Annotated in this window: 15 protein-coding genes; 12 read left to right on the top strand and 3 right to left on the bottom strand. The window is 67.9% G+C overall.

Features of this window, described 5'->3' with window-relative positions:
- Nucleotide 1: 1 nt before the first annotated feature.
- The 12 genes from AACH00_RS17045 to AACH00_RS16990 all read left to right on the top strand — a co-directional run bounded on the left by AACH00_RS17045 (nucleotide 2) and on the right by AACH00_RS16990 (nucleotide 13,392).
- Nucleotides 2-1,270, top strand: a complete 1,269-nt coding sequence (locus AACH00_RS17045) for a type II secretion system F family protein (protein ID WP_341400384.1) — start codon at nucleotides 2-4, stop codon at nucleotides 1,268-1,270.
- A 182-nt stretch (nucleotides 1,271-1,452) separates the two neighbouring features.
- Entirely contained in the window at nucleotides 1,453-1,860 is a 408-nt protein-coding gene (locus AACH00_RS17040) for a pilin (RefSeq protein WP_341400383.1), read from the top strand.
- Between the two features lie 12 nt (nucleotides 1,861-1,872).
- Nucleotides 1,873-2,337, top strand: coding sequence for a pilus assembly FimT family protein (locus tag AACH00_RS17035; protein ID WP_341400440.1), 465 nt, complete (start codon nucleotides 1,873-1,875; stop codon nucleotides 2,335-2,337).
- Nucleotides 2,334-2,906 (top strand): type II secretion system protein, encoded by a 573-nt coding sequence (locus AACH00_RS17030; protein WP_341400382.1) that lies wholly within the window; start codon nucleotides 2,334-2,336, stop codon nucleotides 2,904-2,906. The genes AACH00_RS17035 and AACH00_RS17030 overlap by 4 nt, the downstream gene beginning before the upstream one ends.
- Nucleotides 2,907-2,915: 9 nt before the next feature.
- Nucleotides 2,916-3,791, top strand: coding sequence for a prepilin-type N-terminal cleavage/methylation domain-containing protein (locus AACH00_RS17025; protein ID WP_341400381.1), 876 nt, complete (start codon nucleotides 2,916-2,918; stop codon nucleotides 3,789-3,791).
- Nucleotides 3,763-4,281, top strand: coding sequence for an agglutinin biogenesis protein MshP (locus AACH00_RS17020; protein ID WP_341400380.1), 519 nt, complete (start codon nucleotides 3,763-3,765; stop codon nucleotides 4,279-4,281). The genes AACH00_RS17025 and AACH00_RS17020 overlap by 29 nt, the downstream gene beginning before the upstream one ends.
- 151 nt (nucleotides 4,282-4,432) lie before the next feature.
- Entirely contained in the window at nucleotides 4,433-8,173 is a 3,741-nt protein-coding gene (locus tag AACH00_RS17015) for a DUF6701 domain-containing protein (RefSeq protein WP_341400379.1), read from the top strand.
- A 1-nt stretch (nucleotide 8,174) separates the two neighbouring features.
- The gene (locus AACH00_RS17010; RefSeq protein ID WP_341400378.1) at nucleotides 8,175-9,281 is read left to right on the top strand and encodes a hypothetical protein; all 1,107 of its coding nucleotides are present in this window, start codon (nucleotides 8,175-8,177) and stop codon (nucleotides 9,279-9,281) included.
- Nucleotide 9,282: 1 nt separating this feature from the next.
- Nucleotides 9,283-10,014 carry a PilN domain-containing protein gene (locus tag AACH00_RS17005; RefSeq protein ID WP_341400377.1) on the top strand — a complete coding sequence of 244 codons (732 nt, stop codon included), beginning with the start codon at nucleotides 9,283-9,285 and terminating at the stop codon, nucleotides 10,012-10,014.
- On the top strand, nucleotides 10,011-10,751 hold the full coding sequence (locus AACH00_RS17000; protein WP_341400376.1) for a hypothetical protein: 741 nt from the start codon (nucleotides 10,011-10,013) through the stop codon (nucleotides 10,749-10,751). Before AACH00_RS17005 ends, AACH00_RS17000 begins: the two co-directional genes overlap by 4 nt.
- On the top strand, nucleotides 10,748-11,194 hold the full coding sequence (locus AACH00_RS16995) for a hypothetical protein (RefSeq protein ID WP_341400375.1): 447 nt from the start codon (nucleotides 10,748-10,750) through the stop codon (nucleotides 11,192-11,194). Before AACH00_RS17000 ends, AACH00_RS16995 begins: the two co-directional genes overlap by 4 nt.
- Nucleotides 11,191-13,392 (top strand): secretin N-terminal domain-containing protein, encoded by a 2,202-nt coding sequence (locus AACH00_RS16990; RefSeq protein WP_341400374.1) that lies wholly within the window; start codon nucleotides 11,191-11,193, stop codon nucleotides 13,390-13,392. The genes AACH00_RS16995 and AACH00_RS16990 overlap by 4 nt, the downstream gene beginning before the upstream one ends.
- An 80-nt stretch (nucleotides 13,393-13,472) precedes the next feature.
- Here AACH00_RS16990 and gltA read toward each other — a convergent pair whose 3' ends face one another.
- Genes gltA through AACH00_RS16975 form a run of 3 tightly spaced genes read right to left on the bottom strand, consistent with a single transcriptional unit; the run spans nucleotide 13,473 to nucleotide 15,822 of the window.
- On the bottom strand, nucleotides 13,473-14,783 hold the full coding sequence (gltA, locus tag AACH00_RS16985; protein ID WP_341400373.1) for a citrate synthase: 1,311 nt from the start codon (nucleotides 14,781-14,783) through the stop codon (nucleotides 13,473-13,475).
- 28 nt (nucleotides 14,784-14,811) lie between these two features.
- The gene (locus AACH00_RS16980; protein WP_341400372.1) at nucleotides 14,812-15,081 is read right to left on the bottom strand and encodes an FAD assembly factor SdhE; all 270 of its coding nucleotides are present in this window, start codon (nucleotides 15,079-15,081) and stop codon (nucleotides 14,812-14,814) included.
- 33 nt (nucleotides 15,082-15,114) lie between these two features.
- Nucleotides 15,115-15,822: a succinate dehydrogenase iron-sulfur subunit gene (locus tag AACH00_RS16975; protein ID WP_341400371.1), complete on the bottom strand. Its 708-nt coding sequence runs from the start codon at nucleotides 15,820-15,822 to the stop codon at nucleotides 15,115-15,117.
- Nucleotides 15,823-15,833 lie beyond the last annotated feature (11 nt).

Below are 15,833 nucleotides of genomic sequence, written 5' to 3'. Positions count from 1 at the left end.
CATGGCAGCCTGGGCATGGCGCGGCCGCAATGGCCGGGGCGAACTGGTCAGCGGCACCTCGGAAGGTGCGAGTGACAGCGCGGTGGCTGACCAACTGCTGGCAGGCGGCGTCACGCCAGTGCAGATCACGGCGGTGGGCAACACCGCAACCGGCGCAGCGGGCGCGGCGGCCAACCCCAACGCGCAGACGGCCACCTCGGTGCTGAATGCGCTGTTCGGCCCGCAGGTGACGGGCGAAGACACCCTGGTGTTGTCACGCCAGCTCTACACGCTGCAGAAAGCCGGCGTGCCGCTGCTGCGCTCACTCGCCGGCCTGCAGGCCTCCACCGCAAAGGCACCGCTGATCGACCTGCTGGTGGATTTGCGCGCCAGCCTCGACCAGGGCCGCGAGCTGTCGGCCGGCCTGGCCCGCCATCCCAAGGTGTTCAGCGCTTTCTACGTGGCCATGGTGCAGGTGGGCGAGATGACTGGCCGGCTGACCGAGGTGTTCCTGCGCCTGTCGGAGCACCTGGAGTTCGAACTCGACGTGCGCGCCCGCATCAAGCAGGCGCTGCGCTACCCGACCATGGTGCTGATCGCCATCGTGGCGGCCATCACGATCATCAACCTCTTCGTGCTGCCCACCTTTGCCACCGTGTTTGCCGGCTTCAAGGCCGAGCTGCCACTGATGACCCGCGTGCTGCTGGCGTCGTCCCACTTCACGGTCACCTTCTGGCCGCTCTTGCTGATCGGCGGCCTGGGTGCGGTGTTCGGCACACGCGCCTGGCTGGCCACGCCGGGCGGGCGCTACACCTGGGACAAGCGCAAGCTGCGCATGCCCATCATCGGCCCGATCATCCTGAAAGCCACGCTGGCGCGCTTTGCGCGCAGCTTCGCGCTGGCCTCCAAGAGCGGCGTGCCCATCAGCCAGGCCATGACGGTGGTGGCACGCACGGTGGACAACGCCTGGATCGGCGCCCGCATCGAGCAGATGCGTGACGGCGTGGAGCGCGGCGAAAGCATTTCGCGCTGCGCCCAGGCGGCCGGCGTGTTCACCCCGGTCGTGATGCAGATGATTGCGGTGGGCGAAGAAACCGGCGAGCTCGACACCCTGCTGCTGGAAATCGCCGACATGTATGAGCGAGAGACCGACCACGCCATCAAGGGCTTGTCGTCGGCCATCGAGCCGGTGCTGCTGCTGGTCATCGGCGCCATCGTGCTGGTGCTGGCCCTGGGCGTGTTCATGCCGCTGTGGAACATGGGCCAGGCGGCCATGGGCAAGGCGGGCTGACGGGGTCGTCGACGGGGACGCGGACGGGCAGGCTGGGAGGAATTCACTCAGGGCGGTGATCAAACCCTCAATTCCTGCCGGCAAGCCGCCGATAACGACTTGTGACCCGTCTCTGGCGGGCCCCTCTGACCCCAATTCCATTCCCGTGCGGCAGCGCCGCGACTTCCCTGAAAGGCACGATGATGAACGCCAAGTCTCTCCAGGCCCTGCGGCCGCAATCGGGTTTCACCTTGATCGAACTGGTCATGGTGATCGTGATCCTGGCCGTGCTGGCCGCGGTCGCCATTCCAAAATTCGTTGACCTGGGCGCTGACGCCAAGGCCGCTGCGCTGTCTGGCGTGGCTGGCTCGCTGACTTCGGCCGCATCGGTGAACTACGCCGCCCGCAAGGTCAACACGGCCAACGGCGTGACCGTGACCGACTGCGACAACGTGAAGAACGCGCTGCAAGGTGGCCTGCCCACCGGCTACACCATCACCGCCCGCACCATCACGGCTGGTGAAATCACGGCCGGCACCGCGATCTCCTGCACGCTGACGCAGACGTCCACGAGCGCCACCGCCACCTTCACCGCCGTCGGTATCAACTGATGCGTGAGCCTGATGCGCCAGCACCCTGCACCCCACCGCTCGAGCGGCTTCACGCTGATCGAGCTGGTGATGGTGATCGTGCTGGTCGGCATCCTGGCGCTGGTGGCGCTGCCCAAGATGATGGACACCCGCATCTGGCAGCTGCGCGCCTTCCATGACAACCTGCTGAGCCAGGCCCTGAGCGCCCGCCGCATGGCCTTGAGCCAGCGCCGGCCGGTCGTCCTGACGGTGAGCCCCACGGGCACCACCGTGGCCTATGCCTCCGGTGCCGCCATCGCGAGCCTGAGCTGCCCGGCATCGGTCAGCCCGTGCATCAGCGAGGCCGCCACCCGCAGCGTGACCTTCAACACCGGCAACACCGGAGCTGCACTCACCTCCACCGGCGGTGTGCTCGACGTCACCGTGAGTGACGGCAACGGCTTCAGCCGCGTGATGCGCATCGAGAACGACACCGGCCTGGCCCGGGTGATGCCATGAGTGCGCGCCCACCGGCCAAAGCCGGCCGCAACCAGGGCGGCGTCTCGCTGATCGAGCTGGTGATGTTCATCGTCGTGCTCAGCGTGGCGCTCACCGCCATCCTGCGCATCTTCATCCAGTCCACGGTGGCCAGTGCCGACCCGCAATTGCAGCGCCAGGCGCTGGCGATTGCGGAATCACTGATCGATGAAGTGCAGCTGATGCCCTTCACCTTCTGTGACCCGGACGATGCCAACGTCGACAGCGCCAGCAGCAGCGCGGGCTGTGCGTCGCTGGCCGAAAGCATCGGGCCGGAGTCAGGCGAAGGCCGCTATGCCACGCCGCAATTCGACAACGTCAACGACTACAACGGTTTTGCCATGACCGGCATCACCGACCTGACCAACAGCGCCGTGCCCGGCCTGAGCGGCTACAGCGCCAGCATCGCGGTGGCCAATGCCGCGCTCGGCAGCCTGACGGCCGGCAGCGGCGACGTGCTGCGCATCACGGTCACCGTCACCGGCCCGGGCAACACCCGCGTGGTGCTGGACGGCTACCGCAGCCGCCACGCGCCCAACGCCGCGCTGTAAGGGCACGTCATGTCATACGCTGCCCATCCACCCCACCGCAACCGCGCCAGCCGGCAGCAGCCCCAGCACGGCTTCACGCTGATCGAGGCGGTGATGGTCATCGTGCTGTCGGGCATCGTGCTGGCCGTGGTGGGCAAGTTCATCGTGGCGCCGGTGCAGGCCTACATCGCGGTGTCGGCGCGGGCCAATCTGGTGGACGCCGCCGATGGCGCGCTGCGCCGCATCGGCCGTGACCTGCACGGCGCCCTGCCCAACAGCGCCCGCGCCACGGCGGACGGCTTGTCGCTTGAGCTCATCCCCACGACAGCCGCGGCGCGCTTTGCCACCGACGGCACCGGCGCGCTGCAGTTCGGCACCACCGACACCAGCTTCGACGTGGTCGGCCCGGGCCTGGCCCTGACTGCCGGCCAGGCTGTGGTGATCTACAACCTGGGCACCGGCGTGACCGGCTCGGACGCCTACGCCGCCAACGGCACGGCCACCGAGCAGGCCTCGTCCAATCGGCGCAGCACCACCAATGCCGCTGGCACGGCCAGCACGGTGGGTTTGAGCTCACTCGCCGGCTTGCCGGTGGCGGGCCTGTCGGCGCCCTACCGTGTCTTCGCGGTGAACAGCCCGGTGACCTACCGCTGCGACCTGACGGCCGGCACCCTGGTGCGCTGGACGGGTTACGGCTTCGTCGCCAGCCAGCCCAGCCCGCCCTCGGGCGGCAGCAGCACCGTGCTGGCCAGCGGCGTGACCGCCTGCCGCTTCAGCGTCGACAACGCCGTGATCGCCAGCCGCGCCGGCCTGGCCCAGATGAGCCTGACGTTGGCCACCGCCACCGCCACGGCCACCGAATCGGTTTCCCTGCACCATGCCGTCCACATCGACAACCAGCCCTGAGCAGGCCCGTGCCTCGCGCGCAGCTCGCCCGGCACCGGCGGGCGGTGGGCAAGGCATGCGCGGCTTCACCATGATGTCGCTGCTGTTCATCCTGGTCGTGCTGGCCGCCCTGGGCGCGGCGCTGGTGAGTGTCAGCAGCCGGCAGCAGGACGGCATGGCGGTGGACATTGAAAACGCCCGCGCCGCCCAGGCTGCCCGTGCCGGCCTGGAATGGGCCGCCTGGCAGGTGCTGCGCAACCCCGCGCCACCGGCCGCTGCACCCGCCTGCTTCGGCACCACCTCGCTCACACCTGGCGGCAACCTGGGCAGCATGGTGGTCACGGTGAGCTGCAGCCGGAGCACGGGCACCGACGGCGCCACCGCCCTGGTGTTCTACCAAGTCACCGCCACCTCCTGCAACGCGCCCAGCAGCGGCAGCTGCCCCAACACCGCAGCCGCCCCCTCGGCGGTGTATGTCGAGCGGCAACTGAGCAGCACGCTGAGCCGTTGACATGCTCGGCAGCTGAAGCACCCGCCCACCAGCAAGCGCAGATCGACCCCGACGCTGGCCGGTTTTGAGACCGGGTTTGAGGCCGCTTTAGCGGTCTTTTTGTTGATTAGTGCACAGGCCGGCGCTTCCAGAATCGACGCAGGAGAGCCTCATGCTTTGCACGCGTCCGTTCCTGCCCGATCCGCACCCCGAGCCCGCCCACAGGCCCGGCCGCGGCATGGCTGGCGCGGCAACGGCGAAACGCTGGCTGCAAACCGCCCGAGGCCTGGCTGCGACAGCCCTGCTGGGCCTGGCCAGCACCGCCTGGGCGCAGTGCGGCACGCTGCCCGTGACCTACCCCATCACCGCCGGCAGCAGCGCCCTGAACATGGGCGGCACGAATGTCGTCAACGGCACCACGGTGACCGGCACCACCGGCGCCAGCATCACCATTGCGGGTGTGCGCACGTCGGCGATACCCGCGTCGTTTCCGTCGCTGCCCACCCCGGTGAGCGCGATCACGGTGAACAACCTGAACATCGCCAACGGCACCACCTACACCTTCACGCCGGGTGACTACATCATCAACAACGCCACCATCGGCTCGACGGTGACGATCGTCACTCAGGCCGGCGCGCGGCTGTTCCTGCAAGGCAACATCAGCGCCGGCACCAGCCTGGTGATCAATTCGGCCGGTCCGACCGAGATGGGGCTGTTCTACCTGCGGCCCAATGCCAACCTCACGGTGGGCTCCAGCAGCAGCATCCGCGGCATCATCTACAGCCCGGGCACGGGCAACAACGTCAGCATCGGCTCGGGCTCCATGCTCACCGGCGCCATCGTGGTCAATGGTGGCATCACGCTGGGCGGCCTCACGGTCACCTTGAGCAGCGCCGATCAAACCGAGCTGTCCGCCGTCAGCACCTGCGCCGACACCACCAAGCCCACGCTGGTGTCCGCCACCCAGGTCTGCGGCAACCCGAAGAAGGCCACGCTGGTCTTCTCGGAAGAGCTCCGCAAGACGCAGGCGCAAACCACCAGCAACTTCAGTATCCCGCTCAGCAGCATCACCAGCGCCGTGCTGGAGAGCGATTACAAGACCGTCACCCTGACCACCAGCGCGGCCATGGCCAGCTCAACGGTGGTGAGCGTCAGCAACCTGGCCGATCTGGTGGGCAATGTCATCACGGCCGGCAGCAGTGCCGCGCTGTCGGCGCCCACGATGTACAGCGGCATCTACGGCAGCTACTTCGGGCAGAACGGCAACATCGGCCCGACGTACGCCTTCTCCGGCACACAAGCCAACCGCGTCGACAGCATGGTGTACTTCAGCTGGACAACGGGCGCGCCGGGCGTGGGCAGCACGCCCGCGGACGGCTTTTCGGTGCGCTGGACCGGGGTAATCAAGGCCACCACCACGGGCACCTACGCCTTCGCGACCAACTCCGATGACGGTGTGCGGCTGTACATCGATGGCACCAAGGTCATCGACAACTGGACGCTGCACTCCCCCACCGTCGACGCTACCGCGAGCCGAATCAGCCTGACCGCCGGCAGCTATTACCCGGTCACGATGGAGTTCTTCGAGAACGGCGGCGACGCCACAGCCATGCTGGCCTGGCAGGAGCCCGCCGTCACCGGCACCACCTACTACATCGTCCCGGCCAGCCAGCTCTACAACTGCACGGCTTCGGCCAACGCGCTCACCGGCTTCACCATCACGCCCGCGGCCACCACGGCCTCAACCTGCAGCACGCAGACGCTCACGGTGAAGGCGCTGGACACCGACGGCACCAGTGCCTACACCAGCTACACCGGCACCGTCACCCTGAACACCGGCACCGGCCGCGGCACCTGGGCCAAGGGCAGCGGGCCCGTGCCAGGCGGCACGCTGGTGAACAACGGCGACGGCACGGCCACCTACACCTTCGTGGCGGGCGATGCCGGCGTGGCCAGGTTCACGCTGGCGCACAGCCTGGCCCAGAACGTGACCGCCACCGTCAACGATGGCACCTACAACGCCAGCGCCACGCCCATCCAGTACCGCGACAACGCCTTCGTGTTTGCGGAAGACCTGAGCAACAGGGTCAGTGGCAGCGACGTGGCCGTGGCCGGCCGCCCGCACGACATGACGCTGAGCCTGTTGAAGAAGGATCCCAGCACCGGCTCTTGCGGCGTGGCCACCGACTACAGCGGCAGCCGGGCCCTGAAGTTCTGGCGCACCGACGCCGGCGGCACGCACACGGCACCCACGGTGGTCTCACCGGCGCTGACGATTCCTGCGGCCCAGCCGGCCGCCAACAACCTGACGCTCACCTTCACCAATGGCGTGGCCAGCTTCAACCTCGGCACATCTGACCAGGGCCGGTATGCGCTGAACGTGCTGGACGATTCACTCACGGCCGCCGCCACGTCGGTCAGCGGTGCCAGCAACACGCTCACCGTGCGGCCTTTCGTGGTGATGATCCAGGCCATCAAGTACGGCAGCACGCTGAACCCGAACGGCTCTGCCGCCACAGATGGCGTGCTCGGCCCGGCCGGGGCGAACTTCGGAGCGACGGTGGCGGCCTACACCTGGAACTCGGCGATGCTGACCAACGGCGCAGACACCAACAACACCGGCACGCCGCTGGCCACCGCCACCGAAACCGCGATGAAGGCCGGCAACCGCGTCAACAGCTTTGCCAGCGCGGTGGTGCTCAGCCCGGTCGCAGCCTCTCAGACGCCAGCTGGCGGCACGATGGGCAGCCTGAACAACGGCACCATCGCCGGCAGCAGTTTCGCCAGTGGCGCGGCCACTGTCAGCAACCTGCAATACACCGAGGTGGGCAGCTTTGCGCTCAACACCACGGGCGTGGTCAGCAACTTCCTGGGCAGCGGTCTGAGCCTGGATGCCGTGGTGACCAACAGCGCCGGTGTACAGAACACCCGCGTGGGCCGATTCGTGCCCGCCGGCTTCACCGTCAGCAACGCCAGCCTGGTGCATCGCAGCAGCGCTTCGTGCTCGCCAGCCTCCAGCTTCAGCTACCTGGGCGAGCCGTTCCAGCTCGGCTTCACGCTCACCGCCGTGAACGCCTTGGGTGCCACGACCACCAACTACACCGGCAGCTACGCCAAGCTCAGCCCCGCATCGGCAGCCACCTGGAACCTTGCCGGCATCGACGGCGGCACCATGTTCAGCACCACCACCAGCCCGGCACGGCTGACCCTGGGCAGCTCCTCGGGCAGCTGGGCCAATGGCGTGGCCAGCAACATCACCCTGCTGGCCACGGCACAGCGCGGCACCAGCGTCGACGGGCCGTTCAGCGCGAACTTCGGCATTGCACCGGTCGACAGTGACGGCGTGACGATGCAGACCTTCGACCTCGACACCACCTCGCCCGCCAACGGCAATGACCACACGCTGCTGAGCGCCGTGGTGCTGCGCCACGGCCGCCTGCGCCTGGCCAATGCCATCGGGGCGCAACAGCGCCCGCTGGGCATGGACCTGCGCGCGCAGTACTGGAATGGCAGCGCCTGGGCCGACAACACGCTGGACAGCTGCACACGCGTACCGGCCACGGCCGTGAACTTCGGCAACCTGCGCAAGAGCCTGACGGCCACCGACACCACCGTGAGCGGCAGCACCGTGAGCCTGACCGCCGGAGCCGGCAAGCTGGTGCTGGCCGCCCCGGGCGGCGGCCGCAGCGGCACGGTGGACGTGGCCCTGAGCCTGGGCGCCACCGCCACCGACAACTCCTGCCTGCAGACCTGGACACCTGCCGCCGGCGACGCCGCCACCGCAGGCGCCGGCCTGCCCTGGCTGCGCGGTGCCTGGTGCGGCAGCAGCCTCGACAAAGACCCCTCTGCCCGAGCCAGCTTCGGCCTGTTCAAGGGCAACGACAACCTCATCTACCAGCGCGAGAACTACTGACATGCGATGGCCCTGGCAACGCGCTGCCGCGCGACACGACACCCTGGTCTTCAGCCTTGGCGCTGGCACGCTGGACTGGTTGCTGGGCGACACGCGCACCCAGCCGCCCACCGTGCGACGCTGGGGCAGTGAGCCAATGGCAGACGACGGCGCGCTGCCCGACGCCGAGCTGCTGCGCAGTCTGGGCCACAGCGCCGGCAGTGCCACGGCGGTATTGCCGTTGAACGCCTACCAGTTGCTGCAGATCGAGGCGCCGGCCGTGCCGCCCGACGAGCTGCGCGCCGCTGCCCGCTGGCATATCCGCGAACGGGTGGACGTGCATGTCGACGACCTGACTCTCGACGTGCTGCGCGTCGGCCGGCCGCAGGCGCCCACCGTGGGTCAGGGCCAGTTGTTCGTGGTTGCCGCACCCACCACGCGCGTCGTGCAGCTCAATGCCACGGCAGAGTCGGCCCGCTGGCCGCTGCAGGTGATCGACGTCACTGACCTGGCCCAGCGCAATCTGCACACCGCCGCCGCAGGCGCCGCCGACCTGGCCGACCGCGCCACCGCCTGCCTCATGCAGCACGGCAGCAGCAGCCTGATCACCATCTGCGTGGGCGACGAGCTGTACTACAGCCGCCGCCTGGACTGGGACGCCGAGTTGCTGGACCGTGCCGCCGCCGCACGCGCCAAGAGCACATCGGCAGCCACTGAAACCAGTGAGCCGGCGTTCGCCGCATCGGGCCTGGAGGGCGCCGAGCTGGGCGCATCAGGCAGCTTCACGTTTTCGCTCGACGACATCGGCCTGCCACCAGCCATCGAGCTGGGCGCAGACACCGAGGACGCAGGCTCACGCCTGGTTGTGGAGCTGCAGCGGTCCTTCGATGTGTGGGAGCGCTCCTGCCCCGACCTGCCGCTGGGCGTGCTGTGGCTGCACCACACCGGTGATGCCGACGCCACCAGCCAGTACCTGCAGGAGCTGCTGGGCATGCGCGTGATGCCCTTGAACCTGCAGCAGCTCTACACGCCCGCCGCAGCTGGCGATGACGCCGCCAGCACGCCGCTGCCCGAACCCCAGGTGCCGCTGCTGGGCGCCCTGCTGCGGCATGTCCGCATGGAGCCTTGACATGGCCCAGCAGATCAACCTCCACACGCCCGTCCTGCTCGCGCCGCGACTGATCTTCAGCGCCAAGACGTTGCTGCTCGGCCTCGGCATCCTGAGCATCGTGCTGAGCCTGGCCAGCGGCGGCGTATGGCTGCTGCAGCGCCAGCGCGCGGCCGACCATCAGGTGTTGCAGGCCCGGCAGGCCGCAGACCGCCAGCAGCTCACCGCAGCGCTTCAACTGGCACGTGCCCGCATCGACCCCAACACCTTGAACCTGGAATTGCGCGCGCTGCAAGCCGAACTGCCGCGACTGCGCGAACGGCTCTCGGCCATGGAAAGTGCGCAGCTGGCACCGGGCCGCCACCACTCGGATGCGCTGGCCCTGGTGGCCCGCACGCTGCCGGAGTCGGTCTGGTTGACAGGCGTGCAACTGGCCCCTGATCAAGCCTCGGTCGAAGGGCTGACGCTCGACCCCGGCGCGCTGCAGGCATGGCTGCCCGTGCTGGGCAAGCTGGCCTTGCCGAAGGACGCCGACAACACCCAGGCCCTTGGCGCCGTCGAGGTGCAGCTGCAGGGGGCTTCGGCCACCGATGCAGCCAACAGAACGGCGACCGGCAGCGGCGTGCTGTCGGGGGCCGCAACCACCCCCGCCAGCACCGCCCGCACACCGCCGCCGATGTGGCGCTTCAAGGTGGCCACCCAGGCCCATGCCGGCATGCGCCCGGCCGCCGTTGCACAAGGAGGTGCGCCATGATGGCGACCACCCTGGCCCGCTGGGCCCGATTGATTGACGGCTTGAGCCTGCGCGAACGGGCCTTCCTGTTCGCCTCGCTGGCGATGCTGCTGCTGGCCGTGGCCGACCAGCTGGTGATCAGCCCCAGCCTGCGGCAACAAGGCGAATGGCGCCAGGCCGGGATCGCCAGCTCGGCAGAACTGGCCTCGATGAGCAAGGAGCTGGACGGCCTGAGCCGGGATGCCGGACATGCCGGCTCAGACCCGCAGCTGCAGGCGCTGGTGCAGAGCGTGGAGCGCGCCCGCGCCGAACGCACGCAACTGCTGCAGATGCTGCAGGGCGGCCACGACGAGGCCGTGCCCGCCGTGGCGCTGCCCAAGCTGCTGGCGACCGTCCTGCAGCGGCATGCCCGGGTCAGTCTGGTGCGCCTGGAAACCGGCGCCACCGGTGCCGGCAGCGCTGCCGGCCAGGCCGCAGCACCGGGCCTGACGGCGGCGTCGGCCGCGATGCAGAGCCTGGCCAATGTGCCGGGCGGCACGCCAGCCAACGCCCCACCCGCTGCCGCGAACGAGACCCGGCCGGGCGACTGGCAAGGCGCCAAGCTGACGATCTCCGGCCAGTACGCCGATCTGCAGCAGTTTCTGGCCGAGCTGGAGCGCACCCTGCCCGGGCTGCGCTGGGGCACGCTGAGCCTGCAGCGAGAACAAGGCCAGCCGCTGCTCAGCGTGCAGCTGTGGCTGGCGGGGAGCGCACCATGAACCACACCCGCACGCGCCTGACACTGGCGCTGGTCTGCCTGCCCCTGGCGCTGGCCCATGCACCCGCCCAGGCCCAGCGCGACCCCACGCGTCCGCCCGATGCGTCGGGCCTGAATGCGCCGCCACCCGGGACGGCCACAGCGGCAGCGAACGCATCTGCCGCATCGGGTGCCGCCGCAGGCACGCCCGAGCCGGCACAGCCCGGCCAGCATCTGATGGTGATCAACGGCAAGCCGTACGTGGTGGAACGCGGCTGGCTGCGCGGCGTGGGCGACAAGCTCGGCGACGCACGCATTGAACGCATCACGGCCCAGGAGATCTGGCTGCGCGACGCCAACGGGCTGCGCAAGTTGCCGCTGTATCCGCAGATCAGCCTGACGCCCTCGACCGCCTTGAAGACCTCGAAGACCTCGCCCTCGGCGAAGAAAGAGACAACCCCATGACCCCGACCCAGATCCTCGCCCGTGGCGGATTGCTGAGCAGCCTGCTGAGCCTGGGCGCCTGTGCCCCGATCAACACCGCCGTGCCCGGCCAGCTGCCGCTGAAGACGCCGGTGCAGACCGTGCTGGAGCTGCAGCCCGACAGTCTGGTCAAGCCGGCACCGGCTACCCGGGTGGAGGCCCGTGTGGAGCCTGTGGCGACTGCCGCCAACGCGGCTGCAGCCCCGACTCCCCGCGCCGAGCCCCCGGCCGAGCCCCGCTTCGATTTGATCGTCAACAGCGCCCCGGCGCGCGACGTGTTCCTGGCACTCGCCTCGGACGGCCGCTACAACGTGCTGGTGCACCCCGACCTGGCGGGCCAGATTTCGGTGACGCTGCGCCGCGTAACGATGCGCGAGGCGATGGAAGCCCTGCGTGATGTGTACGGCTATGACTTCAAGGTGGAAGGCCGCCGCATCACGGTGTTTCCGCCGACGATGCAGTCACGCGTCTTCGTGGTGAATTACCTGCACTCGCAACGCAGTGGCCGCAGCGATGTGCGCGTCAGCTCTGGCGCCGCCCCGGCAAACAACAGCAACGGCACCAACGGTGGGAACAGCAGCGGCAGCAACGGTGGCAACGGCGCAGGCGGCACCAGCCAGAGCCAGCCCGACAGCAGCCAGATCACCACGCAGTCGCGCAACGACCTGTGGGCCGAGCTGGGTGAATCGGTGCGCGCCATGATCGGCACGGCCGGTGGCCGCAGCGTGATCGTCAGCCCGCAATCGGGCCTGCTGGCGGTGCGTGCCATGCCCGACGAGCTGCGCCAGGTGGAGGCCATGCTGAGCGCGGCCCGCATGGCGGTTGAACGGCAGGTGATGCTGGACGTGAAGATCGTGCAGGTGGAACTGCGTGAAGGCTTCCAGAGCGGCATCGACTGGTCCATCCTGCGCGGCCGGGGCGCCGCAGGCAGCCTGAACGGCAACGCCACGAACCCGCTGCTCAGCAATGGCAACGGTCTGCCCACGCTGACCAGCGGCCTGAGCACCGCCGCCGATGCCCTGAGCGGCCCGCTGGGCGGCAATGGCCTGTTCGGCCTGTCACTGGCCGGCAATGGCTTCCAGGCCGTCATGGGCTTTCTGGAAACCCATGGCGAGGTGCAGACCTTGTCGAGCCCCCGCCTGGCCACGCTGAACAACCAGAAGGCCGTGCTGAAGGTGGGCATCGACGACTACTTCGTCACCAATGTCTCGGGTGGCACCACCGGCACCGGCAACACCACCTCGACCACCGGCAACACGACCACGATGCCGACGCTGACGCTGACGCCGTTCTTCTCCGGCATCGCGCTGGACGTGACGCCGCAGATCGACGAAGGCCACATGATCACGCTGCACGTGCACCCGTCGGTCAGCTCAGTCACTGAGCGCAACAAGCAGGTCGATCTGGGCACCATGGGCGCCTACAAGCTGCCGCTGGCGTCCAGCAGCATCAACGAGACCGACACCATCGTGCGCATTCCGGATGGCCAGATCGTGGCCATTGGCGGGCTGATGCAGACCGAAACCGTGCGGCAGACCTCGGGCCTGCCGGGCAGCGGTGCCAACGCCGTCACGGCCAGCGTGCTGGGCAACCGTGCCAACACGGGAAAGAAGAAGGAGCTGGTGGTGCTGATCAAGCCGTCCATCATCCGATCCAGCGAAGACTGGCAGGCGCAAACCCAGGCCGCCTGGGCTTCTCTGGCAGACACCGACACGCCGGTCCGGGTGATTCGGGTGGACGGACATGGCAGCAGCCAGAGCACGGGCAAGCCGATGAGTGGCCCTGCGGCGGCACCGGCCATGGCACCGGCAATTGCGCCCGCCACTTCGCCCGCAGCGTCGCCCGCAACGTCGCCAAAAGCCGGCACGAAGGTCGAGCTCCAGACCCCGCCTGCGACCGCCACCACCGAAACGTCCACCCAGCTGGCCGCGGCTGCCCCCGGCGTGGGCGGGGCTCCCTGGCCGGTGGGCACCACCGGTGGCCGCCCGCAAATTCGGCTTTATCGACTGCGGGCCGGCGCTTACGGCGCCGACCTGCCGGATGCCGCAAGCAATTCGGACGCCACCACGGCAGCCTCGGCAGGCAAGGTCAGGCGTTCAGCAGCGCCTCGCGCGTTCGCAGAGCATGCGCCCGCCAGGCAGACCGGCGCACGTCAAGTCGCCAGCATCCACCCACGCTGAGCGGCGTTTGGCCTTCGCCAATAAAAAAAAGGCCCCGAGGGGCCTTTTTTTGATCGGGCCACCAAGGGCCACACAGCACATCAACGCTGGCTCAGCGGCTTCACGTCGCGGGCAGCGGCGCCCACGAACAGCTGGCGCGGACGGCCGATCTTGTATTCCGGATCGCCGATCATTTCGTTCAGCTGGGCAATCCAGCCAACGGTGCGGGCCAGCGCGAAGATCGCGGTGAACAGCGGCACGGGGATGCCGATGGCGCGCTGCACGATGCCCGAGTAGAAGTCGACGTTCGGGTACAGCTTGCGGGCGACGAAGTACTCGTCTTCCAGCGCAATCTTCTCCAGCTCCATCGCCAGCTTGAACAGCGGGTCGTTCTGCAGACCCAGCTCGCTCAGCACTTCGTGGCAGGTTTCGCGCATCAGCTTGGCACGCGGGTCGTAGTTCTTGTACACGCGGTGGCCAAAGCCCATCAGCTTGACGCCGGAGCTCTTGTCCTTGACCTGGTTCATGAACTCGCCGACCTTGGCCACGCCACCCATCTTCTGGATGTCGCCGAGCATGTTCAGGCAAGCCTCGTTGGCGCCGCCGTGCGACGGGCCCCACAGGCAGGCCACGCCCGCAGCGATGGCGGCGAACGGGTTGGTACCCGACGAGCCGCACAGACGCACGGTCGAGGTGGAGGCGTTCTGTTCGTGGTCAGCGTGCAGGATGAAGATGCGGTCGAGCGCGCGCTCGATCACCGGGTTCACCTTGTACTCTTCGCACGGGGTGGCGAACATCATCCGCAGGAAGTTGCCCGAGTAGCTCAGGTCGTTCTTCGGGTAGATGTACGGCTGGCCGACGGTGTACTTGTAGGCCATGGCCACGAGCGTCGGCATCTTGGCGATCAGGCGGATCGCGGCGATTTCACGGTGCTCGGGGTTATTGATGTCCGTGCTGTCGTGATAGAAGGCCGACATGGCGCCGACCAGGCCGGTCAGCACAGCCATCGGGTGAGCGTCACGACGGAAGCCACGCAGGAAGAACTGCATCTGCTCGTTGACCATCGTGTGGTTCGTCACACGGTCTTCGAAGTCAGCCTTCTGCGTCGGGTTCGGGAGTTCTCCGTACAGCAGCAGGTAGCAGGTTTCCAGGTAGTCGCAGTTCACCGCCAGCTGCTCGATCGGGTAGCCGCGGTACAGCAGCTCGCCCTTGTCGCCATCGATGTAGGTGATGGTCGAGTTGCACGAGGCAGTCGACAGGAAGCCCGGGTCATAGGTGAACTTGCCGGTTTGACCGTAGAGCTTCCGGATGTCGATGACATCGGGGCCCACGGTGCCCTTGTAAAGGGGCAAGTCCATGCTGGGGCTGCCGTCAGAGAACGACAGGGTGGCTTTCACGTCGGACGGGGTCATCGTCTAGTCCTTTCTAGTCTCAAATCGTTCAACCGGGCTGGCGCATCTGCGCCAGTACGTCCCGGACTTCCGGCCGATCGAGTTCGCCCTCGGGTTCCTTGCGTACAAGCAGCAAGTCCAGAAGGTCGTTATCGGCCAGATCCATCAGCGCTTGCAGGCCTTCAACCTGCCGGATCGTGAGCGTTTGCTCATACCGGCGGAAGAAGCGCTCGACAAACAGGTCGTTTTCGAGCAAACCCCGGCGGCAGCGCCATTTCAGGCGGCTGACGTCGGTGGGATTCAGGGATGCAGTTTCCATGCCGTGGCTTGCTCGAAGTTGACCGCGGCGGCCTTAGACCGCGCGACGGACCATCAATTCCTTGATCTTGCCGATCGCCTTCGTCGGGTTCAGACCCTTCGGGCAGACATCGACGCAGTTCATGATGGTGTGGCAGCGGAACAGGCGGTACGGATCTTCCAGGTTGTCCAGGCGAGCCGAGGTGTCGTGGTCGCGGCTGTCAGCGATGAAGCGGTAGGCCTGCAGCAGACCGGCCGGGCCGACGAACTTGTCCGGGTTCCACCAGAAGCTCGGGCAGCTCGTCGAGCAGCTCGCGCACAGGATGCACTCGTACAGGCCGTCGAGCTCCTCGCGCTCTTCCGGCGATTGCAAACGTTCCTTCTCGGGCGGGCGCTCCTCGTTCACCAGGTACGGCTTGATCGAGTTGTACTGCTTGAAGAACTGCGTCATGTCGACGATCAGGTCACGCACCACCGGCAGGCCCGGCAGCGGGCGCAGCACGACGGTCTGCGGCAGCGTGCGCATGTTCGTCAGGCAGGCCAGGCCGTTCTTGCCGTTGATGTTCATCGCGTCCGAACCGCAGACACCTTCGCGGCAGGAGCGGCGATAGGACAGGGTCGGGTCGATGGCCTTGAGCTTGATCAGGGCGTCCAGCAGCATGCGTTCATTGCCGTCGAGTTCGATCTCGATGGTCTGCATGTAGGGCTTCGCGTCCTTGTCAGGGTCGTAGCGATAGATTTGGAAAGTGCGCTTGTCAGCCATGATTGTTTCCT

The sequence above is a fragment of the Ideonella margarita genome (genome assembly GCF_038066635.1).
Classification (GTDB): domain Bacteria; phylum Pseudomonadota; class Gammaproteobacteria; order Burkholderiales; family Burkholderiaceae_C; genus Ideonella; species Ideonella margarita.
This window is presented reverse-complemented; position numbering and strand designations above follow the sequence as displayed.

What these genes read in the sequence shown, in the direction of transcription:
- AACH00_RS17045 (WP_341400384.1), top strand. Translation starts at nt 2, where the DNA reads ATGGCAGCCTGGGCATGGCGCGGCCGCAATGGCCGGGGCGAACTGGTC.
- AACH00_RS17040 (WP_341400383.1), top strand. Translation starts at nt 1,453, where the DNA reads ATGAACGCCAAGTCTCTCCAGGCCCTGCGGCCGCAATCGGGTTTCACC.
- AACH00_RS17035 (WP_341400440.1), top strand. Translation starts at nt 1,873, where the DNA reads ATGCGCCAGCACCCTGCACCCCACCGCTCGAGCGGCTTCACGCTGATC.
- AACH00_RS17030 (WP_341400382.1), top strand. Translation starts at nt 2,334, where the DNA reads ATGAGTGCGCGCCCACCGGCCAAAGCCGGCCGCAACCAGGGCGGCGTC.
- AACH00_RS17025 (WP_341400381.1), top strand. Translation starts at nt 2,916, where the DNA reads ATGTCATACGCTGCCCATCCACCCCACCGCAACCGCGCCAGCCGGCAG.
- AACH00_RS17020 (WP_341400380.1), top strand. Translation starts at nt 3,763, where the DNA reads ATGCCGTCCACATCGACAACCAGCCCTGAGCAGGCCCGTGCCTCGCGC.
- AACH00_RS17015 (WP_341400379.1), top strand. Translation starts at nt 4,433, where the DNA reads ATGCTTTGCACGCGTCCGTTCCTGCCCGATCCGCACCCCGAGCCCGCC.
- AACH00_RS17010 (WP_341400378.1), top strand. Translation starts at nt 8,175, where the DNA reads ATGCGATGGCCCTGGCAACGCGCTGCCGCGCGACACGACACCCTGGTC.
- AACH00_RS17005 (WP_341400377.1), top strand. Translation starts at nt 9,283, where the DNA reads ATGGCCCAGCAGATCAACCTCCACACGCCCGTCCTGCTCGCGCCGCGA.
- AACH00_RS17000 (WP_341400376.1), top strand. Translation starts at nt 10,011, where the DNA reads ATGATGGCGACCACCCTGGCCCGCTGGGCCCGATTGATTGACGGCTTG.
- AACH00_RS16995 (WP_341400375.1), top strand. Translation starts at nt 10,748, where the DNA reads ATGAACCACACCCGCACGCGCCTGACACTGGCGCTGGTCTGCCTGCCC.
- AACH00_RS16990 (WP_341400374.1), top strand. Translation starts at nt 11,191, where the DNA reads ATGACCCCGACCCAGATCCTCGCCCGTGGCGGATTGCTGAGCAGCCTG.
- gltA (WP_341400373.1), bottom strand. Translation starts at nt 14,783, where the DNA reads ATGACCCCGTCCGACGTGAAAGCCACCCTGTCGTTCTCTGACGGCAGC.
- AACH00_RS16980 (WP_341400372.1), bottom strand. Translation starts at nt 15,081, where the DNA reads ATGGAAACTGCATCCCTGAATCCCACCGACGTCAGCCGCCTGAAATGG.
- AACH00_RS16975 (WP_341400371.1), bottom strand. Translation starts at nt 15,822, where the DNA reads ATGGCTGACAAGCGCACTTTCCAAATCTATCGCTACGACCCTGACAAG.